Genomic DNA, 20,764 nt, shown 5'->3' with positions numbered 1-20,764 from the left:
ACATCTTCAACCTGGGCCACGGCATCAGCCAATACACCCCGCCGGAGCATGTGTCCGCGCTGGTCGAGGCGGTGCACAGCCATTCGCGAAAATTGCGTCAAGGCTGACAAGGCGGCTGCGGGCCAGCCTTGCAAGTGATCTGCAGGCGCACTGTGCAAGTGGCTTGCAGCCCGTGTTAACGACCCGAGATCTGAAGCACCACGCCCTGCACGCCCGTCTTCACGCCGGGCAGTTCGACCTGGAAATCACCCTCTTGCTTTTGCGCCGATCCCGTTTTCGAGATGCGGGCCACCAAGCGAACTTGTGCCAAGGATGACAGCACCGGCGGCGCGCCCATGCCCATGCTGTCGCTCAAGGCAAAGCGCACAGGCCAGGATGCCGGCGTGTCGCGCCAGATGGCCACGGGGCGACGCGACCCCTCGGCCAAGGCATAGACAAACAAAGTAGCCCCTGCGCCAATTTGGCTTTGCACTTCAGGAGAGACGCGAACCTCCCCCTGAATCAAGGGCTGCTGATCGGCCGGACCGCCCGCTGCTTTCACCTCGGCCCCTTGCGCTTGCAGCCACTGAGCCGTCTTTTCTACGGCTTGCTGTAGACCTTCAGCGGCCTCACTGTTGGCGGGCACAAGGCTCAAGGCTTGTTGCCAATATTTTTGCGCTGCCGCGTACTTTTTTTCTGACAAAGCCGCGCTGCCGGCCAAGACCAGGGCATTCAGATGCAGCGGTTGATCTCGCAAGACGTTTTGAATCCACTGCCACGGCTCTCCCGCATAGACGCCACCCACGCTCAAGGCTTTCATTTGTGCGCGCTCTAGCCACAGATCGGGCTCGGGCGCCAAGGTCAGCACACGCGCCAAGGCTTGCTCAGACAAGGCGTGCGCATTTTGAGCGGCATGCAAACGCGCCAAGGTCAACCAGGCCTCGGCGTCCTCGGGTCTTTTTTCGGTGGTCTGCAACCACTGCCGGGTTTGCTCGGCCAATTGGTCAGGGCTTGTGGCCACGATCTTGACGCGCTGGCTCAAAGGTGCAGCCCACCAAGTTTGGGGCGCGCCCAATAGCCAGTAACTCAAGCCGCTGAGCAGCACCAAGCCGGCCACCAGCCAGCGCCATGACACCGTCAAACCACCGCCAGAGGGGGGACCAACGGCCTGCGCCGCGTCGTCCAACACATGGCGCAACAACTCATCCCGGGCAGATTGGTGTTGCGCTGTATTCAAGCGGCCTTCGCTCAAAGATCTGTCCAAATCGGCCAGGTGTTGTTGGTGAATCTGTCGGTTGATCTGGGACTGCACATCCCCGTCTTGCTCATCCACTGTTTGCGTCAAACCCCGCTGAACAACCCAGGCCGCCAAGCCACCCATGCACAGCAGCAGCAAGATCAAACCCATCCAAGGCGGCAAAAAGGACATCAGGACTCCAGCAGTTGGCGAACGCGCGCGCGTTCGCTGTCGGACAAGGCTGCAGGCACGGCGGGTGTGCGGCGCATCAGGCGAAGGGCCACAGCCAGCGCACCCAAGAGCAAAACAAAGGGGCCAAACCACAGCAGCCAAGTCACCGGTTTGACTTCTGGCTTGTAAAGCACAAAGTCACCATAGCGTTTGACCAAAAAGCTGCGGATGTCGGCGTCACTTTGCCCTTGCTCGATCAGGCTGCGCACCTCGCGGCGCAAGTCCACCGCCAACTCGGCATTCGAAGAAGCCAAGGATTCGTTTTGGCACACCAAGCAGCGCAGCTCGGCCGCGATGTGGTCCCAGCGCGCTTGAATCGGTGCGCTCATGGGCGCATCACCCTGAGCCAAAACGGTGGCCCCCACGCCCGGCAGGGTCGCTTGAACACCCGGCGCAGTCGGGGCCATTGGCGCCACCGGCGCAGTCGGGGCCATTGGCGCCACAGGCGTACTCTGCGCTTGGGCACCCAACGAAACAGCCCCCCACAACGCACTGGCCAAAACACCCTGCATGGCTTTTCGCTCTAGAGAAAACACCAAGCGCCTCACTGCAGACTCCGCATCAAGGGCAGCAATTTCTGCTGCAAAACTTCGGGCGTCAAAGCCCCAGCGTGCTTGAAACGCACCACGCCCTCACGGTCTATCAAATAGGTCTCCGGCAAACCGTACACACCAAAATCCATGCCCACCCGACCATCCAGATCGAGCAGGTTCACCCCAAAAGCTTGACCTTGTTTTTGCAACCAGGCTTGGCTGCGCGCCGTGGCTTTTTGCTGAGCGTCTGGGCTCAAAGGGTCTTGGCCTGACAACTCCGAGGCTTGCAGCTCTTTGTAATTGATGCCCACCATTTGCAAGCCCGGCTGACGGGACAGGGCCATCAACATCGGATGCTCCTCTTTGCACCCCGCGCACCAGGTGGCCCACAGGTTGACCAGCGAAACTTGCCCTTTGAATTGCTCGGCACCAAACACCCCAGACCCACCCACCAAAGGCAGCTTGAAAGCAGGCGCAGGCTGGCCGATGAGTGGCGAGGGAATTTCTTGTGGGTTGCGCGTGAGACCTACCGCCAAAAACACCGCCATGCCCAAAAACAGCGCCAGCGGCACAAACACCCAGCGCGGCATGCGTCGGCTTGTCGCAGGTGTGCTCATCGCGCTCACGCGGTCACCCCCATCTTGGACGAGACCACTTTCGCGGCGCTGGCACCGGACCTCACTGGGGCTTGCCGGTAACGCCTGTCAAACGCCGCCAAGCCGCCGCCCAAAACCATGAACACCGCTCCCAGCCAAATCCACGACACAAAGGGCTTGTGGTAGACCCGAAAGCTCCACTGCGGTGGTTCGCCTGCCAAGGGCTCGCCCAAAGAGACATAGCGGTCACGCCACAGGTTGCGGTCAATCCCGGCTTCGGTCATGGGCATGGCACTGGACACATAACGGCGCTTTTCGGGCTTCAAGGTGCCCACCTGCCGCTCACGGCCTGGCCCGCCTTCAAACAAGTGCACTTCCGCGCGCAAGGCCAAATAGTTGGGGCCCAAATGGTTGCCCACGCTGATCAGTTGGTAACGCACGCCCGCCACCGTGACCGAATCACCCTGGCCCAAACGCACGTCACGCTCCACCTCAAAAGACTTGACGCCGGTGATGCCCAACACCAACACGGCCACGCCCAAGTGCGCGACCTGCATGCCCCACCAAGCCAAGCCCGGTGAGCCCGCCAAACGCAGGCGCTGCACGATTTGCCAAACACCTGACAACACGATCCAGCCGCCCAGCGTGCCGCCCATCACCGTGAGCCAACCGCCGGTCGTGGTGACGGCCTCGGCGTCCTGCGGCGCGGCGCCCCAAGTGGCCCACGCACTGGCCAACAAAAGCGCCAAGGCCCCCGGCACCAAGACCGAGCGCACCGCAGCCCAGCGGGCCACATGCCAAGGCACCACCGTGCCAGGCACCATCGCCAAGAGCAGTGGCACCATCAGCGGCACAAAGACCCGGTCGAAATACGGCGGCCCCACCGACAACTTGCCCAAGTTCAGCGCATCGATGATGAGGGGGTACAAAGTGCCCAGCAACACCGCCGCCATGGCCACCACCAAGAGCACACTGTTGAGCAACAAAAACGATTCACGCGAACCCACCACGGGCTGCGAGGCATTGGCCCACTGCGGCGCGCGCCAGGCAAACAAAGCCAGCGACACACCCACCACCACCACCAAAAACAGCAAGATGAACACCCCCCGGCCGGGGTCGGTGGCAAAGGCGTGCACCGAAGTCAACACGCCCGAGCGCACCAGGAAGGTGCCGAGCAAACTGAGTGAAAACGCACCAATGGCCAAGAGCACCGTCCAGGCCTTGAACTGCCCACGCTTGTCGGTGACCATGAGCGAATGGATGAGCGCCGTGGCCACCAGCCAGGGCATGAGCGAGGCGTTTTCTACCGGGTCCCAAAACCACCAGCCGCCCCAGCCCAATTCGTAATAAGCCCACCAAGACCCCAGCGCAATGCCCAGCGTCAAAAAGCCCCAGGCCGCCACCGTCCAAGGCCGTGCCCAACGCGCCCACGCGGCATCGAGCCGCCCCGATAACAAGGCGGCCATGGCAAAAGCAAACGCCACCGACAAGCCCACATAGCCCATGTAGAGCATCGGTGGGTGAATGACCAAACCCGGGTCTTGCAGCAAGGGCGTCAAGTCGCGCCCCTCGGCAGGGGCCGGGAACTGTCGGGCAAATGGGTTCGACAAAGTCAAGATGAAGACCAAAAAGCCCACCGACACCGCGCCCATGACGCCCAGCACTTGCGCCACCAGCGCCTGTGGCAAACGCTTGGAAAAAGTGGCCACCGCCACCGACCACAGCGCCAGCATCAACACCCACAGCACCAAAGAGCCCTCGTGACCCGCCCAAATCGCCGAGAGGCGGTAAGGCGTGGGCAGCAAGGTGTTGGAATTGTTGGCCACATACACGACACTGAAATCGTGCACATAAAACGCATGCCACAAAGCGCCAAACGACCACACAATCAAGGCCAGTTGCAACTGCGCCAAAGGCCTGGCCAGCGTTTGCCAACCTGCGCGCTGCGGCGACAAACTGCCCCACAGCGGCAGCACCGCTTGTGCCAAGGCGACCCAAGCCGCCATGATCAAGGCCATGTGGCCCGCTTCAGCCCACATGCCGGGCTCCTGAAAAAACAGCGCGCTTCATTGCGCCACCGCCGCACCCATGCGGGCCTTGGCCGCCTCGTCCAGTGCATGCTGGGCTTCGGGCGGCATGTAGTTTTCGTCGTGCTTGGCCAGCACTTCGCTGGCCACAAACTGGCGACTGGCGTTCAAGCGACCCTGCGCCACCACGCCCTTGCCCTCTTTGAACAGATCGGGCAAGAAGCCAACATAAGACACTGGGACTTCTTGGTGCGTATCGGTCACCACAAAGGCCACCGCCATGCCGTCGCGCTGGATGCTGCCCTCTTTGACCAAGCCCCCGACCCGAAAGTGACCGTCTTTGGGCGCTTCGCCAGCCGCCACTTGCGTGGGCGTGAAGAAAAAAACCAGATTGCTTTGGAAGGCGTTGAGCACAAAAAACAGCGCACCGCACACGAGCAGCAAGCCCAATCCGATGCCAAACAAGCGCTTGTGGCGGCTTTTCATGAAGTGGCTCCTGAGTTGATGCGTATGGTGGACAACGCCGTCGCGGCCATGCCGCCGGGTTCATGGGTTTCATCTTGTGCGGCGTCCATGGCCTCGCACACCGCGTCCAGCGCTTGCCTTCGTCCCACGCGCGCCAGCCACACCTCGAGCAGCATCAAAGCCGCACTCACGCCCATGCTGCCCCAGACGTAAACGCCATAGCCGCCCATGGCCCAAAACTCAGAAGCACTGGTCCAGATCATGTGGCACCTCGCCAAGCCCGGTGCGCTTGCACCTCTGGCAATTGCTGCACCCAAGTGGCGTGGCTCTCGCGTTCCAAGATCAAGCTGCGCACACGCCACAAGGCGATGGCCGCTGCATAAATCCAAACCGCCAAGCTCATGAGCAACATGCCTGTCAGCATGATGCTGGCCATGCGTGGCGACTGGGTGAAAGACACCGACGCACCTTGGTGCAAGGTGTTCCACCACTGCACCGAAAAGTAAATGATGGGCACGTTGACAGCGCCCACCACCGCCACCAAGGCGCCCGCCCGGTCGGAGCGGCGCGTGTCCTCAATGGCCGAGGTCAAGGCGATGTAGCCCAAATACAAAAACAGCAAGATCAGCATCGAGGTCAAGCGCGCATCCCACACCCAATAGGTGCCCCACATCGGCTTGCCCCACAAAGCACCTGTCCACAGCGACAAAAACGCCAGCAATGCGCCCGTGGGCGCCAACGCCCGCGTCATCAAGCCGGACAAGCGTGTGTTGAACACCAGTCCCAACACGCTCCAAAAAGCCATGGCCAGGTAAATGATCATGGCCATCCACGACACCGGCACATGGATGTAAATGATGCGGTAGGCCTGCCCCTGCTGCGCATCGGACGGCGCCACCATGAAGCCTACCCACAGGCCCGCCAGCGCCAAGGCACTGGCCAACAGCGCCAGCCAAGGCCACAAACGCCCAGCCAAGGGGTAGAAGTGTTGTGGTGCAGCGTAATGAAAGAGTTTCAAGGGTCGGTCCTTTTCATTCCAGTGCCAGGCGCACCGCGGCTGCACAGGCCCAAGGGCTGAGTGCCGCTGCAGCCAGCAACAAGGCCAACAAAACCGACACATGGGCTTGTGCCCCGAGACCACGCATCTGTGCATCGACTGCGCCCGTGCCAAACACCAACACCGGCACATACAAGGGCAAGAGCAAAAGCGACTGCAAAACGCCACCACCCCGCACCCCCAATGTCAGGGCTGCACCAATCGCGCCCAGCAATGACAGCACGGGCGTGCCGATCAAGAGCGTCAACACCAACATGCCCAAAGCCTCGGACCCCAGGCCAAATTGCAGGCCCAAGATCGGTGACAACACCACCAAGGGCAACCCAGAAATCAGCCAATGCGCCAGCAACTTGGCGCTGACCAACCAAGACAGGGGCGCGGCCGACAATGCCAACTGTTCCAGGCTGCCGTCCTGGTGGTCGGCCTCAAACAAGCGACCCAGACTCAACATGCTGGCCAGCAAGGCCGCCACCCACAGTACACCGGGCCCGATCAAGCGCAGCGTGTCCGGCTCGGGGCCGATGGCCAATGGAAACAGTGCAGCCACCACCACAAAGAAAAAAACCGCGCCCAACCATTCGGACTTGCGCCGCAAGGCCAGGCGCAGGTCACGGCGCATCACACCGGCCATGGCTTGCCAAGGGCTGGGCTGAAGCTGTGCGTTCATGCCGCCCGCGCCACAGCGCCCAGTTGAAACCGCTCACCCGGGCCCTGCAAGCCCACATCGTGGTGGCTGGTCATGACAATGGCGCCGCCTGCGTCCACATGCGATTGCAGCAAATTTCGGGCGATGGCGGTGGCTTGGGTGTCCAAGCCCACCAAAGGTTCGTCCAGCACCCACAAGCGCGCGGGGCTGGTGCGCAAACGCGCCAACGCGACACCTTGCCGCTGGCCTTGCGACAGCACCCGAACGGGCAAATGCGCCCGGCTTTTGAGGCCCTGCGCCGCCAGGGCTTGCACCGCCTGTTCGGGGCTGAGCGCCAAGCCACTGGCCTGGGCGTCAAGGCACAGGTTTTCGGTCGCACTCAAATCGGGCTTGAGGCCCAAAGCGTGGCCAATGTAGTGAAGCACCGAGCGGTCGGGGCGCGCAGTCTTGGCTTCTGGCGATCCAACCGTGCCCTCAAGCTCGGGTTCTGCCCAGCGCACATGGCCGCGCGCCGCAGGTGCCAAGCCGCACAAGATGCGCAGCAAACTGGTTTTGCCACACCCATTGCCGCCTTCGATGTGCAGCCAGCTGCCCGCAGGCACAAGCAAGCTCACGCCCTCGAACAAAGTCCGCTGGGCCTTTTGGCAGGCCAGGTCTTTCGCTGAGAGCACCCAAGACGCCATGAAAGGGCTTTCTGGTCGGTTGAAACAGCAACAAGTGTAACGACAGATTGACACTTTGTGTATCCAAAGCCTTGATGGTTTAGGCAAATCAGGGCAAACACCGAGCCTCAAGCCGTCTCGGGGCGTAAAAAAACCGCCCCAAGGCGGTTTTGAGGAACCCGACCGGAAAAATCCAGCCGGAGAACCTGAGGCATCAAGCCTTCTTGGCCCAAGCCGAGCACCAGCCTTTGGCTGAGACTTGTTTGGCGCCAAACAGCGGGCAACCACCAGCAGCAGCACCGGCCTTGGCTTGGAACAAGGCGCAGTTGGCGCAGTTGCTACCGGCTGCGTACTTGGGGTTCTTGGCTTTGTCGACCTTGGTCGCGTCGGCTTTGTAAGCCAAACCCACGGCTTGAGGGTCTTTCTCGTCAAGCATGGCTTGGGCAGAGGCTTGGCTCACAGCCAAAGTGGCTGTCGCGGCCGTGGCCACTTGCATCATGAACACGCGGCGGGTGGAAGAGATTTCTGTAAAACGGGACATGGACTGCTCCTAAAAAAGGTAGCCAGAAAATACTGGACAGTTCATTGTGCGCCAGATCAGTCACTTTGTCATTTGAGGCCGCATACCCGAGCAAATCACACAGGAAAGCCCGGGATTTGCAATGTCAACCCAGATAGAGACCGGCGTGTCAAAATGCAGCGTTCTCAACACGACTCCTGATAAAAGGTTTTGACATGCTGCAACTGTTGCTCGGTTTGGTCCTTTTTTTGGGCATCCACTCACTCCAAAGCTTGGCACCACAAGTGCGCCAAGACGGCATCGTCCGTTGGGGTGCGCTGGGTTTCAAGGCGGTTTACGCCGCCATTTCCTTGCTGGGTCTTTATTTGTTGGTGCAAGGCTACGGCCAAGCGCGCTTGGACCCGGTGGTGCTTTGGACGCCGCCACGCGGCATGCAGCACGCCACAATTTTGCTGATGTGGCTGGCCATGGTGTTGCTGGTGGCCACGTATGTGCCGGGCAACCAGATCAAAGCCAAACTGCGCCACCCCATGACCTTGTCGGTCAAGGTCTGGGCGCTTGGCCATCTGTTGTCAAACGGCAACTTGGCGGATGTCTTGCTGTTCGGCGGCTTTCTGGTCTGGTCGGTGCTGGTGTTCCGCGCCGCCCGAAAGCGGGACCGCCAAAACCTGCACTCTGCGCCCGAAGGCAAGCTGCTGGCCACTTTGCTGGCGGTGGTGGTGGGCACCGGCGTATGGGCGGCTTTCCTGATGGGTGGCCTGCACGTTTGGTTGGTCGGTGTGATGCCCTTCACCCGGGCGGGTGGCTAAGGGGTCTTGCGAAAGGGTCCTGCCCCGCGAAACATTCACGCAAAAATTCCGCATCAAGTGTAAATTTAACTTGACACTTTGCCGCGTCTTTTGGATGATGGGCCGAGAACAGTTTTTCGGAACGCCCCATGGCATTGACCTTCCCTTTCGCGGCCATCGTTGGTCAAGATGAAATGACCCTCGCCATCCAGGTGGTGGCGGTGGACCCTTCCATTGGCGGCGTGCTCGTCCTGGGTGACCGGGGCACCGGCAAATCGACCGCCGTGCGGGCTTTGGCCGACCTGCTGCCGCCAATCCAGGTGGTCAAAGGCTGCCCTTACCGCTGCGACCCGGCCAAACCAGCGGGCAGCTGCCCGGTCTGCCAGGCCCGCGATCCCAAAGCCAAAGTCGTGACCGAGCGCCAGAATGTGGCCGTGGTCGACCTGCCTTTGGGCGCGACCGAGGACCGCGTGGTCGGCGCACTCGATCTGGAAAAAGCCTTGTCGCAAGGCGTCAAATCTTTCGCCCCCGGCCTGCTGGCCCAGGCGCACCGGGGCTTTTTGTACATCGACGAAGTCAACCTGCTCGACGACCATTTGGTGGACCTGTTGATCGACGTGGCCGCCTCGGGCGAGAACCTGGTCGAGCGCGAAGGCCTGAGCGTGCGCCACCCTGCCCGCTTTGTGCTGGTGGGCAGCGGCAACCCCGAAGAAGGCGAGTTGCGTCCGCAACTGCTGGACCGTTTTGGCTTGTCCGTGCAGGTTCGCACCCCGCAAGACCTGGCGCTGCGGGTAGACATCATCAAACGCCGCGACGCTTTTGACAAAGACCCCACCGCCTTCAAGGCGCTGTGGCACAAGGACAACCAGAAGCTGCAAAAACGCATCCTCAAAGCGCGTGAACTGCTCGAGCAATTGGAAGTGAGCGACGACATGCTGATGCTGTGCGCCCGTCTGTGCCAGCAGCTGGGCACCGACGGCCTGCGCGCCGAACTCACGCTGCTGCGTGCCACCCGTGCCTACGCCGCACTGCAAGGCCACAGCGCAGTGAGGCCCGAACACCTGCAAAGCATGGCCCCACTGGCATTGCGCCACCGCCTGCGCCGCAACCCGCTGGACGACACCGACTCGGGCGCGCGCGTGCAGCGCAGCTTGCAAGAAGTGCTGGCCGCCTGAGCCGGCTGCGCGCATGGCCCGCGAATCCCCAACACCCGCCACGCCTTCGGACCCACTGGAGCGCTGGAACGACGCGCTCACCACCTTGCAACTGCTGCAACTCGACCCCCATGGCTTTGGCGGCGTGTGCCTGCACGCACCGCACGGCCCGGTGCGAGAGCGCTGGTTGCAAGCGCTGGCGGGGCTGGGCATCGGTTTGGTGAAAGTGCCCGGCTCGGTGGACAGCGAGCGGCTGCTCGGCGGCATCGACCTGGCCCACACCCTGCAAACCGGCCAATTGCACCTGCAAGCGGGCCTGCTGCAACAAGCCGACCAAGGCCTGGTGTGCCTGCCCATGGCCGAGCGCCTGTCGCCTGCCTTGCTGGCACCTCTGGCGCAGGCCCTGGAACAAGGCCAAGTGCCACCCACCCGCCACAGCGCAGCCCCCACCCCCACCCGTTTTGGGGTGGTGGCGCTCGACGAATCCTTGCCCGATGAACCCGGCGTGGGCGCCGCCCTGGCCGAGCGCCTGGGCGTGTGGCTGGACCTGAACGAACTCTCGCCCAGCGACATCCACGCGGCATGGCAGGGCGACAGCGGGCCTGATGGCCTGCAGATTCGTCTGAGCCCCGGCGCTTTGGCCCGCGCCCGCATGCACCTGCCCCAAGTGCAAGCGAACGACGAGCACATGCAAGCGCTGTGCGCCGCCGCTTTGGGCTTGGGCATTGGCTCTTTGCGCGTGCCCAGCTTGGCGCTGCGGGTGGCCTGCGGCCATGCGGCGCTGAATGGCCGCAGCACGCTGGACGCCGACGATCTGGGCTTTGCCGCGCGCTGCGTGCTGGCCCCCCGCGCCACGCAATGGCCGGCCGAGCCCGCGCCACAAGAAGACGCATCACCACCAGAGCCGCCAGAGCCGCCAGAACCCCCCGAAGATTCAGACGCGGCGCCTGAGAGCGACACTGAAAAAGACAACATCCAAGACCCCGGTCCACCGCCCGAACAGAACACTGAACCGAGTGCCGAAGACCTGCAAGAGATGATGGTCGCCGCTGCTTTGGCCAGCTTGCCGCCGCACATGCTCGACGCGCTGATGACACGCCAAGGCGCGGCCAGTCACAACACCTCGGGCCGCAGCGGCCAAACCCGCGCAGGCTCTCAGCGCGGCCGGCCCCTGCCCCCGCGCCCGGGCCGCCCCGGCGGTCAGGCGCGCCTGCATGTGCTGGCCACCTTGCGCGCCGCCGCGCCCAAGCAGCGGCTGCGGCAATCGCACAACACCGGCCGCGTGGCGATCCGCGCCGAAGATTTCCACATCCAGCGCTACCAGCAGCGCGCCTCCAGCTGCCTGATCTTGGCGCTCGACGCTTCGGGCTCGGCCGCTTTGCAGCGCTTGGCCGAGGCCAAAGGCGCGGTCGAGTTGCTGTTGCAGCAGTCCTATGCCCGGCGCGACAGTGTCTGCATCGTGGCCTTTCGGGGTGCGCAGGCGCAGTTGCTGCTGCCCATGACGCGCTCGCTGGTGCGCGCCAAACGCGCCATGACCGGCCTGCCCGGTGGCGGCGGCACGCCTTTGGCCTTGGCCCTCAAAATGGCGCACGAGCAAGCAGCACAACTGCAGCGCCAAGGCGTCACACCGATTTTGGTGGTGCTGAGCGACGGCCGGGCCAATGTGACCTTGCAAGGCCTGGGCGGCCGCGCCCAAGCGCAAACCGATGCACACAGCTGGGGCCAGCAGTGGCGCGCCAGCGGCCACCGCGCCTTGTGGATCGACACCTCGATGCACCCCGATGCACAAGCGCAGCAACTGGCGGCCACCATGGGCGCAAGCTACCTGCCCATGCCGCAGGTGCAGTCGCAGCGCATGGCCCACGCCATCGAACGCGTGCGCAGCCCACAGGCCTGAACGGTCATGTTTGACAGCTTCTACCCCAGCATGTCTTGGGCCGAACACCAAGCTGAGCCTCACATTTGGCCGCACGCGCAGCACAGCCGATGGGTGCAAGCCGGTGGCATCCAGTGGCATGTCCAAACCATGGGGCACGGCCCGTGCATGCTGCTCTTGCATGGCACGGGCTCGGGTCATTTCAGCTGGCGCGGCCTCATGCCCACACTGGCCGAACACTTCACCGTGGTCGTTCCGGATCTGCCCGGACACGCTTTCACCAGCCGGGGCTCGGAAGGCGCGCTGTCGCTGCCCGGCATGGCCGAGGGCTTGCGGGCCTTGATGCGGCAACTGAACCTCACGCCCCAGGTCATCGTGGGCCACTCAGCGGGCGCGGCGATTGCCGCGCACATGGCGCTGCACTTTGACAGCGCAGCGCGCAGCACCCTGATCGGTCTGAACCCCGCCTGGCTGCCGCTGCCTGGCGTGGCGTCTTGGCTGTTCGGCCCAGCGGCCAAACTCGCAGCGCTCAACCCGCTGTCCGCCTGGGCCACCGCCAAGCTGGCCGCCAAACCCGGCGCGGTGGCCGAGTGGATCGCACGTACCGGCTCCACGCTCGACCCGCAAGGCATCGACTTGTACACCCGCGTGCTCAGCGACTCGGGCCATGTGCATGGGGTGTTGTCGATGATGGCGGCCTGGCGGCTCAAGCCCTTGGCCGCACGCCTGCACGAGATTCGCAACCCCGTGTTCATGCACATCGGCGCACAAGACCAAACCGTGCCGCCGGCTTTGGCCGACGAAGCTTGCCAGCGCTTGCCGCAAGCGCGGCAGCACCTTCAGCCTGGCCTGGGGCACTTGGCACACGAACAGGATCCATTGGGCACGGCCCATTACATCTTGCGTTGCTGCCCTACGGCATAAAACCACGGCCTCTGACGGACGCCCGTCTTGTGGTACGTTCACCCCATGGTTTTGTCGCTTGATTTCCTCTCATTGCCCTTGCTGGCAGGCGCTGCACTGGTGTTCATCAGTGTCTTGGCGGGGGTATTTTCTGCGCGCATCGGTTTTTCATTCCTGCTGATTTTTTTGGTGGTGGGCATCCTGGCCGGCGTAGATGGTCCAGGTGGGCTGGTTTTTGACGATTTCCGTTTGAGCTTTTGGGTGGGCAACGTGGCCTTGGCCGTGATTTTGCTGGACGGTGGCTTGCGCACCCAGATGCGCACTTTCCGCACGGGTCTGAAGCCCTCGCTGCTGTTGGCCACACTGGGTGTGGTGCTGTGCACCGGCATCACGGGCGCTGCAGCGTATTGCTTGCTGGATTTGTCTTGGCCACTGGCCCTTTTGGTCGGGGCCATCGTCGGCTCCACCGACGCGGCCGCCGTTTTTTCCTTGCTCAAGTCCTCTGGGGTGCACCTCAATGAACGGGTCTCTGCCACCTTGGAGATCGAGTCGGGCTTGAACGACCCGATGGCGGTGTACCTGACGCTGACCTTCATCGCCATCGCGCTGTCCATGGCCAACGCAGAGGGGTTGCCCATGAGCGCCCCCGAAATCTTGCTGTCTTTACTGGAACACCTGGGCTGGGGCGGTGTCTTGGGTTTGGGCTGCGGCTGGGCCATGGCGGAATTGGTCAAACGCTTGGGACGAGGCGAGGACGGCGGCGGTGGGGTTCGCGCGCTGTTGGTGGTCTCGGGCGGGCTCACCGTGTTCGCTTTGACCACTTGGTTGGGCGGGTCTGGCTTTTTGGCGGTTTACCTGATGGGGGTGGTCATTGGCAACCGGGCCCGCAGGCAGGTGCGTGCGTCCTTGTCGGCCATGGACGGCTACGCATGGCTGTCGCAGGCCGGCATGTTCTTGTTGCTGGGCTTGCTGGTGACGCCCACCGAAATGATGAAGTCGCTGTGGCCGGCCATTGGGGTGTCGCTGGTGCTGATGTTCGTCGCCCGGCCTGTGTCGGTATGGTTGTGCCTGAAACCGCTGCACTTTTCCGGACGCGAAATCGCCTTTGTGTCTTGGGTGGGCCTGCGCGGTGCCGTGCCGATTGTGTTGGCGGTGTTCCCGGTCATGGCCGGGGTGGAGGGGGCCAGCATCTACTTCAATGTGGCCTTCATCGTGGTGCTGACCTCCTTGGTGCTGCAAGGCTCCACCATCGCCTGGAGCGCACGGCGCCTGAACGTGGTCTTGCCCGACCTGGACGACACCGAACACGCCCGCTTGGTCTTCGGTGATTTTGTGCTGGCCGCCAGCACTTCCATGGGTGACCTGTGCCTGTTTTATGGGCTGGAACTGCCTTGCGAGTCCGACAAAACCATTGGCCAATGGTTGGCTGACAGTTTGCACCGACCACCTGTTGAAGGCGACACGGCGCACTTGGGCAAAGCCGAGGTCAGTGTGCGTGCCACCGAAGGCAACCACATCTTGCAAGTCGGCATCCGCATCACCTGAAGCGCCTCAACGCAAAAATTCGACCACCGCTTGTTGCGACGCCTCGGCCGCTTCTTCTTGTGGCAAGTGCCCCACTTGGGGCCAAGACACCAAACGGCTGCCCTGAATCGCTTGCAAATAATCTTGGGCATTGCTCAAGGGAATCATGGCGTCGGCATCGCCCCACACCAGCAGCGTCGGGGCCTTGATTTGGCGCAACAGCGGCACAGGCTCTTGCAACACCGTCTGCTTCAAACGGTCCAACATGGCTTGCCGCGCTCCGGGCGCCAAAATCAAATCATGGTACCGGGTGGTCACCGCGTCGCTCAGGCTGTCTGGCCGGGCATAGGCCGATTGCAAATTCATGCGCAGCAAAGGCTTGGGCAAGACATGGCGCATCAGGCCCAATGAGGCAGGGACATCCATGGGCTTGCCGTACTCAAAACCAAAACTGGCAAAGCCATCGGGCGCCACCAGCACCAGCTTGTCCACGCGGTCTGGGTAACGGGCAGCCAAAGTCCAAGCGATGCGTCCACCCATCGAATGGCCCACCCAGCTGGCGCGCTGCAAGCCCAAACTCTCCATCAAGGCGATCAGCATCTCTAGGCTGCGCGCGTCCCGGTAATCGTGAGCGGGATCGGGTGGGCTCAAACCGCTGCCGGGCAAATCAATGCGCACCACTCGGTGGGTGGCAGACAAACCCTGGGCCCATGCATCCCAAGTGTGAAGGCTCGAACCAAAGCCATGCAACAACACCACCGCGGGGGCGTCGGCCGGGCCACTTTGACGGACATGCAGTTGCCACGGGCCCACGCTGCGCAGGTCGGCAGCGGCCGCCAAATACCGCGCCTCCAAGGTCGAGCGCGGCACGTCGGGCGTCCAAAGCCACAAAGACAAGGCGGTCAAGGCCGTCAGGACCAACACGCTGGCAAGCCTTTTCATGGGGCGCGGGCCACGCGCTGCAAAAAGATCACGTCAGGACTCAGGGCCAAAAGGGCCATTCAGCATCACGGTTTGCACATTGAGCACCGCCGCAATGCTGACCCAAATCCAATACGTGACGAGCAACAAACTGGCCCAGCGTGACAGCCGCCACAGGCCCATGACCAGGGCCAGGATCGAGAGCCACAAAAACACCACCTCAAAGAGCGCCCAATCCGGCCGCTGCAGTTTGAAGTACAGCGCACTCCACACGATGTTGAGCACCGCGTTCACCCCAAACAAATACAACACACGGCGGCGCAAGGCCAGCGTGTCGGCCGCCTGCCAAGCCAACCAGCCACTGATGGCGCATAAAGTAAAAATGGTGCTCCAGATCACGCCAAAGGCAGCGTCAGGCGGCTTCCAGGGCGGGTGCTTGAGCGCAAAGTACCACGGCCCCAACTCGCTCAGGGCCGCGCCAATGCCCGCTGTGGCGAAGCTGAGCACAAAGGCCAGGAGCAGGGTGCGCACAGACGCTTGGGGTTTGCGCCCCAAGGTGTGCATCAGCAAGCCGTGTTCGGGGTGCTGGCTCACTCAAGCCTCATGTGCGTGCCAAACCCAGCAAATGGGCCATGTCCTTCAAGAAGATGCGCACGTGGGCCATCGGGTCCTTGCGTGCCAACTCCTTGTTCATGTAGGACTCAAAGGTCAGGCGCTGCACGTCGCGGTCTTCGCAGATCTTGACGAACTTTTCGCGGCGTTTGTCGTTTTGGTACCAGAAGTACTGCATCACGCCCAAGATCCAGAACACCCGGCCATGCTGCTTCATGAAGCTCTTGCGGCCTTGCTTCAGGCAAGCGCTGTTGCCGGTTTTGAGGGCCTGGTGTGCGGCTTGCGACACACGCCGCGCGCAATCCATCGCGTAGTAAATCCCTTCGCCAGAGGACGGGGCCACCACGCCTGCAGCATCACCAATCACCACCACGTCTCGGCCGTTGTCCCATTGGGGCAGCGGCTTGAGCGGAATGGGCGCGCCTTCGCGGCGCAAAGTAGGGGCATGGGTCAGACCCGCAATCTCGCGCAAGCGCGCCGTGGCACTGCGCAAGGAGTAGCCCTTGTCGGCGCTGCCCATGCCCACGCTCATGGTCTTGCCGTGCGGAAACACCCAGCCATAAAAGTCGGGTGAGACTTCGCCTTGGTAATACACGTCGCAGCGTGCCGCGTCGTAACCGGGCTGGCCCACAGGCGACTCAATGATCTCGTGGTATGCGAACACATACTTGGTTTTGTGCGCATTGGGAATGGCTTGGCGCGCCACTTCAGAACGTGCGCCATCGGCCCCCACGACCATGCGGGTCGACACCTTGATGGGCTGGGCATGATCGGTTGCCGAATGCTCTTTGGACGTGACCGGGGTGAAGTGCACCCACAACTGCCCACTGCCATCGTGTTCCAATTTGTCAAAAATGGCCTGGCGACGCACGGCGCCCGATTGGGCTGCGCGCTCGCGCAAATACTCATCGAACTCGTCGCGGTCCACCATGCCCACATAGCCGTTGTCGATCGGGATGTCGACTTGGTTGTCGGCTGGCGAAATCATGCGGGCGCAACGCACCTTGGCCACCAGCAGATGGTCAGGAATATCGAAGTCTTTGATGAGTCGTGGTGGAATCGCACCGCCACAAGGCTTGGTGCGGCCCTGTCGGTCCAAGAGCAACACGCGCCAGCCTTCGCGCACCAGATCGTGCGCCGCGGTGGCGCCCGAAGGCCCTCCACCCACCACCACAAAGTCGTAATCGGTTTGGTTCATGAGCTTGACCCACCTTTGAGTAATACGGGACCATCAAAACGCAAGGACTGGCGTTGCACTGGACCCGCGCGAAGGCGTACTGCCACCGCCGCCGATACCGCAAACATCAACGCTTGCATGCCAAACACAGCCGCATAGGCCGTGCGTTGTTCACCCAACAAGGCATGGGCCAGATCGCTGGCGGCAGTGCCCAGCAAACCACCCAAGCCAAAGGCCGCCGCTTGCGCCGCGCCCCACAAACCCATGCGTGTGCCCTCGCGGCCTGCGCCGCCCTCACCCGCCAAGCGCATCATGGTGGCAATGGCTGCGATCGAAAACGCACCGTTGGCCACACCCAAAAACACCACATTGGCCTTCAGAGGCCATTCAGCAGACAAAGCTGAGCTGACCAAACCGAACGTGGCCAAGGCCGAAAACAAACAGCCCCCGACCATCCAGGCCTGCACCGAGCCCAAGCGCCCAGCCACCAGGCGCGAACCGGCCCCAGCCACCGCCAACATGCCCACCAGCACACCCATGTGGTGCCAGCCCGAAAGCTGCGTGGTCTGCCCCGGTGTGAAACCGTGGACAGCACCTGCAAAGGGCTCCAAAATCAAGTCTTGCGCGCTGTAGGCCAGCATGGACATGAACACGAACACCGTGAAAGTGCGCGCCGCAGGCTCAGACCAAACTTCTTTGAAGGCTTCTTTGAAATTTTGTTTTTGCAAGCGTGCTTTGGCCAAGCTGTCAGATGTCAACGGCTCAGCAGCAGCGTCCATCGGCTTTTCCAAGCCCCACAAACACAAGGCGGTGATCAAAGCCGTCACCCCACTCAAACCCGCCGACACCTTCAGCAAAATCTGCGGGCTGTAGGGGTCAATCAGTTTCCCCACCACGCCGGCGGTGACTGCAAAACCCACAATCATCATCAACCAGACCGTGGTGGCAGCAGGTGCACGCCGCTCTTCGGGCACGCGCTTGGCCATCAAAGTCAGAAGGGATGTGCCGCAAGCGCTCACGCCCAAGCCAATCAGGCTGAACGAGAACCAAGCCAGCAGGGCGCCGTAAAAGGGTTCTTCGGCCATCCACACCGTGGCCCACGCGGCCATCACGCCGCCCAGACCCAGCACCAGCATGCCGCCCATCATCCAGGGCGTGCTGCGCCGGCCTTTGTCTGCGCCAAAGCCCATGCGCGGGCGCACCATTTGCACAGCGTAATGCCAAGCCACCAAAAAGCCTGGCAACAAAGCGGGCAGCGCCAACTCGACCACCATGATCCGGTTGAGCGTGGACGTGGTCACCACCACCACTGCGCCCAAACAAGCCTGAATCAGGCCCAAGCGGATGATTTGAAACCAACCAAACATGGATGCGTTCAAGGCGGTACTCATGCAACACCTGCCGCTGTTTGCACAAGGCCAAGCTGTCGCAAACCCCATGCACTGACCATCATGCCGCTGACAAACAGGGGCACGCCAAAGGCCGACACATGCAGTGCACGCGCCACCGGCTGGCGAAGAAATTTCAGCATCAATGGGACTTGCGTCATGGCCAAGGCCAAGACGGCCGCTGCGTGCCATGGCAACTGCCAGTGGGCCAACAACAAAGCCACCACCACCTGCGGCACCAGCATGAAGACGCAGGCCATGCGCGCGGCGCCGTGCGCACCCAGCTGCACCGGCAGCGAGGCCACGCCCATGCGGCGGTCGCCCTCAATGGCCTTGAAATCGTTGAGCGTCATGATGCCGTGCGCACCCACGCTGTAGAGCAAGGCCAGCGCCACCGAATGCGGACCGGGCCAAGCCCCACCCAACATGACCGCTGCACCGGTCAGCCAAGCCAAACCTTCGTAGCTGAGCGCACAGGCCGAGTTGCCCCACCAACCGTTGTTTTTCAGGCGCACCGGCGGCGCGCTGTAAGCCCAAGACAACGCGATGGCCAAGGCGCAGGCCGCAAAGCCCCAAGGCCCCATGAGCGTGGCCCAAGCCAGGGACAGCACGGTCCAGGCAATGGCAATGCCCAAACCCCAGCGTCCTGGCATACGGCCAGAGGGGATAGGGCGGTTGGGTTCGTTGATGGCGTCCACATGCCGGTCAAACCAGTCGTTCACCGCCTGGCTGCTGGCGCAGACGAGTGGACCGGTGAGCACCAGACCCAAAAGCAGCAAAGCCCAGTTGGCGCCGATGTCTTGGCCCGAGGCCACCACACCGCAGGCAAACGCCCACATAGGCGGGAACCAGGTGATGGGTTTGAGCAATTCGGCCACTGTGCGCCAAGCCGGCCGGCTGAGCGGCGTTACCCGTGCGGCATGCACTGCGCTTGCAAGAGAAGCCTGGGATGGGGGCGTGTGGGCCAGTGGCGGGGTGTCCATGCCCCGATTGTGAAGAGAGTTTTTTAAATGTCAACTGGGATTGACACTTATCGTCAATTTTAATTGACAGTCTTCAGGGGTTGTCGCTTTCGGCTTCGGCCACCATGCCGAAGCGGCGCAACTTGACGTAAAGACTTTGGCGTGACAAACCCAGCATTTCCGCAGCCGATGCGCGGTTGTTGTGGGTCAACTCCAAAGCCGCTTCGATGCACATGCGCTCAATGGTGTCGACCGTCTCGCCCACAATGTCTTTGATCGGGCGGCGCCCCACCAGCTGGGTCAAGTCGGCAAAGGGGTTGGCCTGGCTTTGCGACACCGATGCGCCGCCTTGCAAGCGACGGTCCATGTCGCGCACAAAGAAAGCAAACATGGGTTCTGGGCGAGCCAAACACACGGCCGACACCTCGACCGGCAGGGTCATGCCGGAGAGGGTACGCACCTCGGTGGCGAAATTGCGCACAGGCAATTGCTGACGCAAACTGGTGTTGAGCACACCCCAATCGACCGCTCCACGCAACAACCAGCGCTCAAGATTTTGGCCCACCACCTGAGACGAAGCGGTCAGCCCCAGCAAAGCCATGCCTTCTTCGTTGACACTTTTGATCACGCCGGTGGTATCTGTCAGCAACCAGCCATCTGGGAAACGTTCCATGGCCTCGCTCAAGGCTGCCGATGAACCTGGGTCTTGGTGGGCCATGGCCGTGGTCTCACGTGTGACCAAACGCACCAAAAACTGCGCCCCGCCTTCTTGGCGGAACACGGTGGCGGACACCGTCCAAGCCGACGGCAATCCCGCCACACGTGCCGCACACATCTCAATGCGGCCAGTGGCCAGCGCCATGCGCAGCAAAGACTGAACTTCGCCCTGGCTCTCGCCCTCAAAACATTCACGCACGTCACGACCGACCAATCGTTTGCCCGCGTCTTTGAGCAAAGCCTGCGCCCCCACATTGGCTTCCAGCACGCGTTGGGTGGTGGCATCCACCATCAAAACAGCTTCAGAAGAAGTGTCGAACAACACGCGGTAGCGCGCTTCGATGTGGCGCAGACGCAAATAGTCGCGCTCCATCGACTGCTGGGTCTCGACCAGTCGGCGCTGCAACTCGGCCAGGCTTTCCAAGTCGCGGCCCATGGCCAACAACTTGCCGCCGCCCAGGGGCAGCACCACATACTGCAGGGCCACTTCATTGCCTACGGGGGACATGTGGTTGACATGCCGCCAGCGCATGACCTCTGGGACGCCTTGCGACAGCAGCATTTCTTGGACTTTGGCGCGGCTCTCGCTGGTGACGGTGTCGATCCAGCGACGACCGATCCAAGTCTGGCAACCCAACGATGCCAAGGTGTCACGACCGGTTGAAACGTCTTCGATCACCCCTTGCGGGTCCATGACCAAGGTGACGTCCGACACCACGCCCAGCAATTGGGAGAAGGTGGACGGGTCCAAAGAGGGAAGCTTCATGTTGTAAACCAAACGGGTTTGAG

At 62.3% G+C, this 20,764-nt stretch carries 22 protein-coding genes; 6 read left to right on the top strand and 16 right to left on the bottom strand.

Going from position 1 to position 20,764, the window contains the following annotated elements:
• The coding region (locus tag B472_RS17420) for a uroporphyrinogen decarboxylase family protein (RefSeq protein ID WP_133176074.1) at positions 1 to 107 on the top strand (107 nt) is incomplete at its 5' end.
• A 68-nt stretch (positions 108 to 175) separates the two neighbouring features.
• Here the strand turns inward: B472_RS17420 and ccmI are convergent.
• The 10 genes from ccmI to B472_RS05680 form a co-directional block, all read right to left on the bottom strand.
• Positions 176 to 1,408 (bottom strand): c-type cytochrome biogenesis protein CcmI, encoded by a 1,233-nt coding sequence (ccmI, locus tag B472_RS05725; RefSeq protein ID WP_019426014.1) that lies wholly within the window; start codon positions 1,406 to 1,408, stop codon positions 176 to 178.
• Positions 1,408 to 1,959, bottom strand: a complete 552-nt coding sequence (locus tag B472_RS05720) for a cytochrome c-type biogenesis protein (protein WP_019426013.1) — start codon at positions 1,957 to 1,959, stop codon at positions 1,408 to 1,410. The genes ccmI and B472_RS05720 overlap by 1 nt, the downstream gene beginning before the upstream one ends.
• A 32-nt stretch (positions 1,960 to 1,991) precedes the next feature.
• On the bottom strand, positions 1,992 to 2,597 hold the full coding sequence (locus B472_RS05715; protein WP_238147391.1) for a redoxin family protein: 606 nt from the start codon (positions 2,595 to 2,597) through the stop codon (positions 1,992 to 1,994).
• Between the two features lie 5 nt (positions 2,598 to 2,602).
• Complete coding sequence (locus B472_RS05710) at positions 2,603 to 4,615, bottom strand: heme lyase CcmF/NrfE family subunit (protein ID WP_019426011.1); 2,013 nt, start codon at positions 4,613 to 4,615, stop codon at positions 2,603 to 2,605.
• A gap of 27 nt (positions 4,616 to 4,642) precedes the next feature.
• Positions 4,643 to 5,089 (bottom strand): cytochrome c maturation protein CcmE, encoded by a 447-nt coding sequence (gene ccmE / locus B472_RS05705; protein WP_019426010.1) that lies wholly within the window; start codon positions 5,087 to 5,089, stop codon positions 4,643 to 4,645.
• The gene (ccmD, locus tag B472_RS05700; RefSeq protein WP_019426009.1) at positions 5,086 to 5,331 is read right to left on the bottom strand and encodes a heme exporter protein CcmD; all 246 of its coding nucleotides are present in this window, start codon (positions 5,329 to 5,331) and stop codon (positions 5,086 to 5,088) included. Before ccmD ends, ccmE begins: the two co-directional genes overlap by 4 nt.
• Positions 5,328 to 6,131: a heme ABC transporter permease CcmC gene (gene ccmC, locus B472_RS05695; RefSeq protein WP_019426008.1), complete on the bottom strand. Its 804-nt coding sequence runs from the start codon at positions 6,129 to 6,131 to the stop codon at positions 5,328 to 5,330. Before ccmC ends, ccmD begins: the two co-directional genes overlap by 4 nt.
• Positions 6,100 to 6,792 carry a heme exporter protein CcmB gene (gene ccmB / locus B472_RS05690; protein WP_019426007.1) on the bottom strand — a complete coding sequence of 231 codons (693 nt, stop codon included), beginning with the start codon at positions 6,790 to 6,792 and terminating at the stop codon, positions 6,100 to 6,102. The genes ccmC and ccmB overlap by 32 nt, the downstream gene beginning before the upstream one ends.
• Positions 6,789 to 7,454 carry a cytochrome c biogenesis heme-transporting ATPase CcmA gene (gene ccmA, locus B472_RS05685; RefSeq protein WP_019426006.1) on the bottom strand — a complete coding sequence of 222 codons (666 nt, stop codon included), beginning with the start codon at positions 7,452 to 7,454 and terminating at the stop codon, positions 6,789 to 6,791. The genes ccmB and ccmA overlap by 4 nt, the downstream gene beginning before the upstream one ends.
• Before the next feature lie 193 nt (positions 7,455 to 7,647).
• On the bottom strand, positions 7,648 to 7,974 hold the full coding sequence (locus tag B472_RS05680) for a high-potential iron-sulfur protein (protein ID WP_019426005.1): 327 nt from the start codon (positions 7,972 to 7,974) through the stop codon (positions 7,648 to 7,650).
• Positions 7,975 to 8,168: 194 nt separating this feature from the next.
• On the opposite strand from B472_RS05680, the gene B472_RS05675 reads away from it, so the two are divergent.
• From B472_RS05675 to B472_RS05655, 5 genes are all read left to right on the top strand, one after another.
• Complete coding sequence (locus B472_RS05675; protein WP_019426004.1) at positions 8,169 to 8,762, top strand: NnrU family protein; 594 nt, start codon at positions 8,169 to 8,171, stop codon at positions 8,760 to 8,762.
• Positions 8,763 to 8,890: 128 nt separating this feature from the next.
• A complete protein-coding gene (gene bchI / locus B472_RS05670) occupies positions 8,891 to 9,916 on the top strand; it encodes a magnesium chelatase ATPase subunit I (RefSeq protein WP_019426003.1) in 1,026 nt (341 codons plus the stop codon).
• Positions 9,917 to 9,929: 13 nt separating this feature from the next.
• Entirely contained in the window at positions 9,930 to 11,792 is a 1,863-nt protein-coding gene (locus tag B472_RS05665; protein ID WP_019426002.1) for a magnesium chelatase subunit D, read from the top strand.
• Positions 11,793 to 11,798: 6 nt separating this feature from the next.
• Positions 11,799 to 12,695, top strand: a complete 897-nt coding sequence (gene bchO, locus B472_RS05660; RefSeq protein ID WP_019426001.1) for an alpha/beta fold hydrolase BchO — start codon at positions 11,799 to 11,801, stop codon at positions 12,693 to 12,695.
• A gap of 27 nt (positions 12,696 to 12,722) precedes the next feature.
• Entirely contained in the window at positions 12,723 to 14,219 is a 1,497-nt protein-coding gene (locus B472_RS05655) for a potassium/proton antiporter (RefSeq protein WP_238147387.1), read from the top strand.
• Between the two features lie 6 nt (positions 14,220 to 14,225).
• Here the strand turns inward: B472_RS05655 and B472_RS05650 are convergent, their stop codons facing one another.
• The 6 genes from B472_RS05650 to ppsR form a co-directional block, all read right to left on the bottom strand.
• On the bottom strand, positions 14,226 to 15,140 hold the full coding sequence (locus B472_RS05650; RefSeq protein WP_019425999.1) for an alpha/beta fold hydrolase: 915 nt from the start codon (positions 15,138 to 15,140) through the stop codon (positions 14,226 to 14,228).
• A gap of 33 nt (positions 15,141 to 15,173) precedes the next feature.
• Positions 15,174 to 15,713 carry a TspO/MBR family protein gene (locus tag B472_RS05645; protein ID WP_019425998.1) on the bottom strand — a complete coding sequence of 180 codons (540 nt, stop codon included), beginning with the start codon at positions 15,711 to 15,713 and terminating at the stop codon, positions 15,174 to 15,176.
• Positions 15,714 to 15,720: 7 nt separating this feature from the next.
• A complete protein-coding gene (locus tag B472_RS05640) occupies positions 15,721 to 16,929 on the bottom strand; it encodes a geranylgeranyl diphosphate reductase (protein ID WP_019425997.1) in 1,209 nt (402 codons plus the stop codon).
• Complete coding sequence (locus B472_RS05635; protein ID WP_019425996.1) at positions 16,926 to 18,299, bottom strand: BCD family MFS transporter; 1,374 nt, start codon at positions 18,297 to 18,299, stop codon at positions 16,926 to 16,928. Before B472_RS05635 ends, B472_RS05640 begins: the two co-directional genes overlap by 4 nt.
• Entirely contained in the window at positions 18,296 to 19,279 is a 984-nt protein-coding gene (gene chlG / locus B472_RS05630) for a chlorophyll synthase ChlG (RefSeq protein WP_019425995.1), read from the bottom strand. The genes B472_RS05635 and chlG overlap by 4 nt, the downstream gene beginning before the upstream one ends.
• A gap of 73 nt (positions 19,280 to 19,352) precedes the next feature.
• Positions 19,353 to 20,741 (bottom strand): transcriptional regulator PpsR, encoded by a 1,389-nt coding sequence (gene ppsR / locus B472_RS05625; protein WP_019425994.1) that lies wholly within the window; start codon positions 20,739 to 20,741, stop codon positions 19,353 to 19,355.
• Positions 20,742 to 20,764: the final 23 nt, after the last annotated feature.

Origin of the sequence: Limnohabitans sp. Rim28 (genome assembly GCF_000293865.2) — a bacterium.
GTDB lineage: Bacteria > Pseudomonadota > Gammaproteobacteria > Burkholderiales > Burkholderiaceae_C > Limnohabitans_A.
The sequence above is the reverse complement of the archived record's forward strand: the minus strand, read 5'-3'. Positions and strand labels throughout refer to the sequence as shown.

Bases quoted from the DNA above. Each gene is read 5' to 3' on its own strand.
- ccmI (WP_019426014.1), bottom strand. From the start codon at position 1,408: ATGTCCTTTTTGCCGCCTTGGATGGGTTTGATCTTGCTGCTGCTGTGC.
- B472_RS05720 (WP_019426013.1), bottom strand. From the start codon at position 1,959: ATGCAGGGTGTTTTGGCCAGTGCGTTGTGGGGGGCTGTTTCGTTGGGT.
- B472_RS05715 (WP_238147391.1), bottom strand. From the start codon at position 2,597: ATGAGCACACCTGCGACAAGCCGACGCATGCCGCGCTGGGTGTTTGTG.
- B472_RS05710 (WP_019426011.1), bottom strand. From the start codon at position 4,615: ATGTGGGCTGAAGCGGGCCACATGGCCTTGATCATGGCGGCTTGGGTC.
- ccmE (WP_019426010.1), bottom strand. From the start codon at position 5,089: ATGAAAAGCCGCCACAAGCGCTTGTTTGGCATCGGATTGGGCTTGCTG.
- ccmD (WP_019426009.1), bottom strand. From the start codon at position 5,331: ATGATCTGGACCAGTGCTTCTGAGTTTTGGGCCATGGGCGGCTATGGC.
- ccmB (WP_019426007.1), bottom strand. From the start codon at position 6,792: ATGAACGCACAGCTTCAGCCCAGCCCTTGGCAAGCCATGGCCGGTGTG.
- ccmA (WP_019426006.1), bottom strand. From the start codon at position 7,454: ATGGCGTCTTGGGTGCTCTCAGCGAAAGACCTGGCCTGCCAAAAGGCC.
- B472_RS05680 (WP_019426005.1), bottom strand. From the start codon at position 7,974: ATGTCCCGTTTTACAGAAATCTCTTCCACCCGCCGCGTGTTCATGATG.
- B472_RS05675 (WP_019426004.1), top strand. From the start codon at position 8,169: ATGCTGCAACTGTTGCTCGGTTTGGTCCTTTTTTTGGGCATCCACTCA.
- bchI (WP_019426003.1), top strand. From the start codon at position 8,891: ATGGCATTGACCTTCCCTTTCGCGGCCATCGTTGGTCAAGATGAAATG.
- B472_RS05665 (WP_019426002.1), top strand. From the start codon at position 9,930: ATGGCCCGCGAATCCCCAACACCCGCCACGCCTTCGGACCCACTGGAG.
- bchO (WP_019426001.1), top strand. From the start codon at position 11,799: ATGTTTGACAGCTTCTACCCCAGCATGTCTTGGGCCGAACACCAAGCT.
- B472_RS05650 (WP_019425999.1), bottom strand. From the start codon at position 15,140: ATGAAAAGGCTTGCCAGCGTGTTGGTCCTGACGGCCTTGACCGCCTTG.
- B472_RS05640 (WP_019425997.1), bottom strand. From the start codon at position 16,929: ATGAACCAAACCGATTACGACTTTGTGGTGGTGGGTGGAGGGCCTTCG.
- B472_RS05635 (WP_019425996.1), bottom strand. From the start codon at position 18,299: ATGAGTACCGCCTTGAACGCATCCATGTTTGGTTGGTTTCAAATCATC.
- chlG (WP_019425995.1), bottom strand. From the start codon at position 19,279: ATGGACACCCCGCCACTGGCCCACACGCCCCCATCCCAGGCTTCTCTT.
- ppsR (WP_019425994.1), bottom strand. From the start codon at position 20,741: ATGAAGCTTCCCTCTTTGGACCCGTCCACCTTCTCCCAATTGCTGGGC.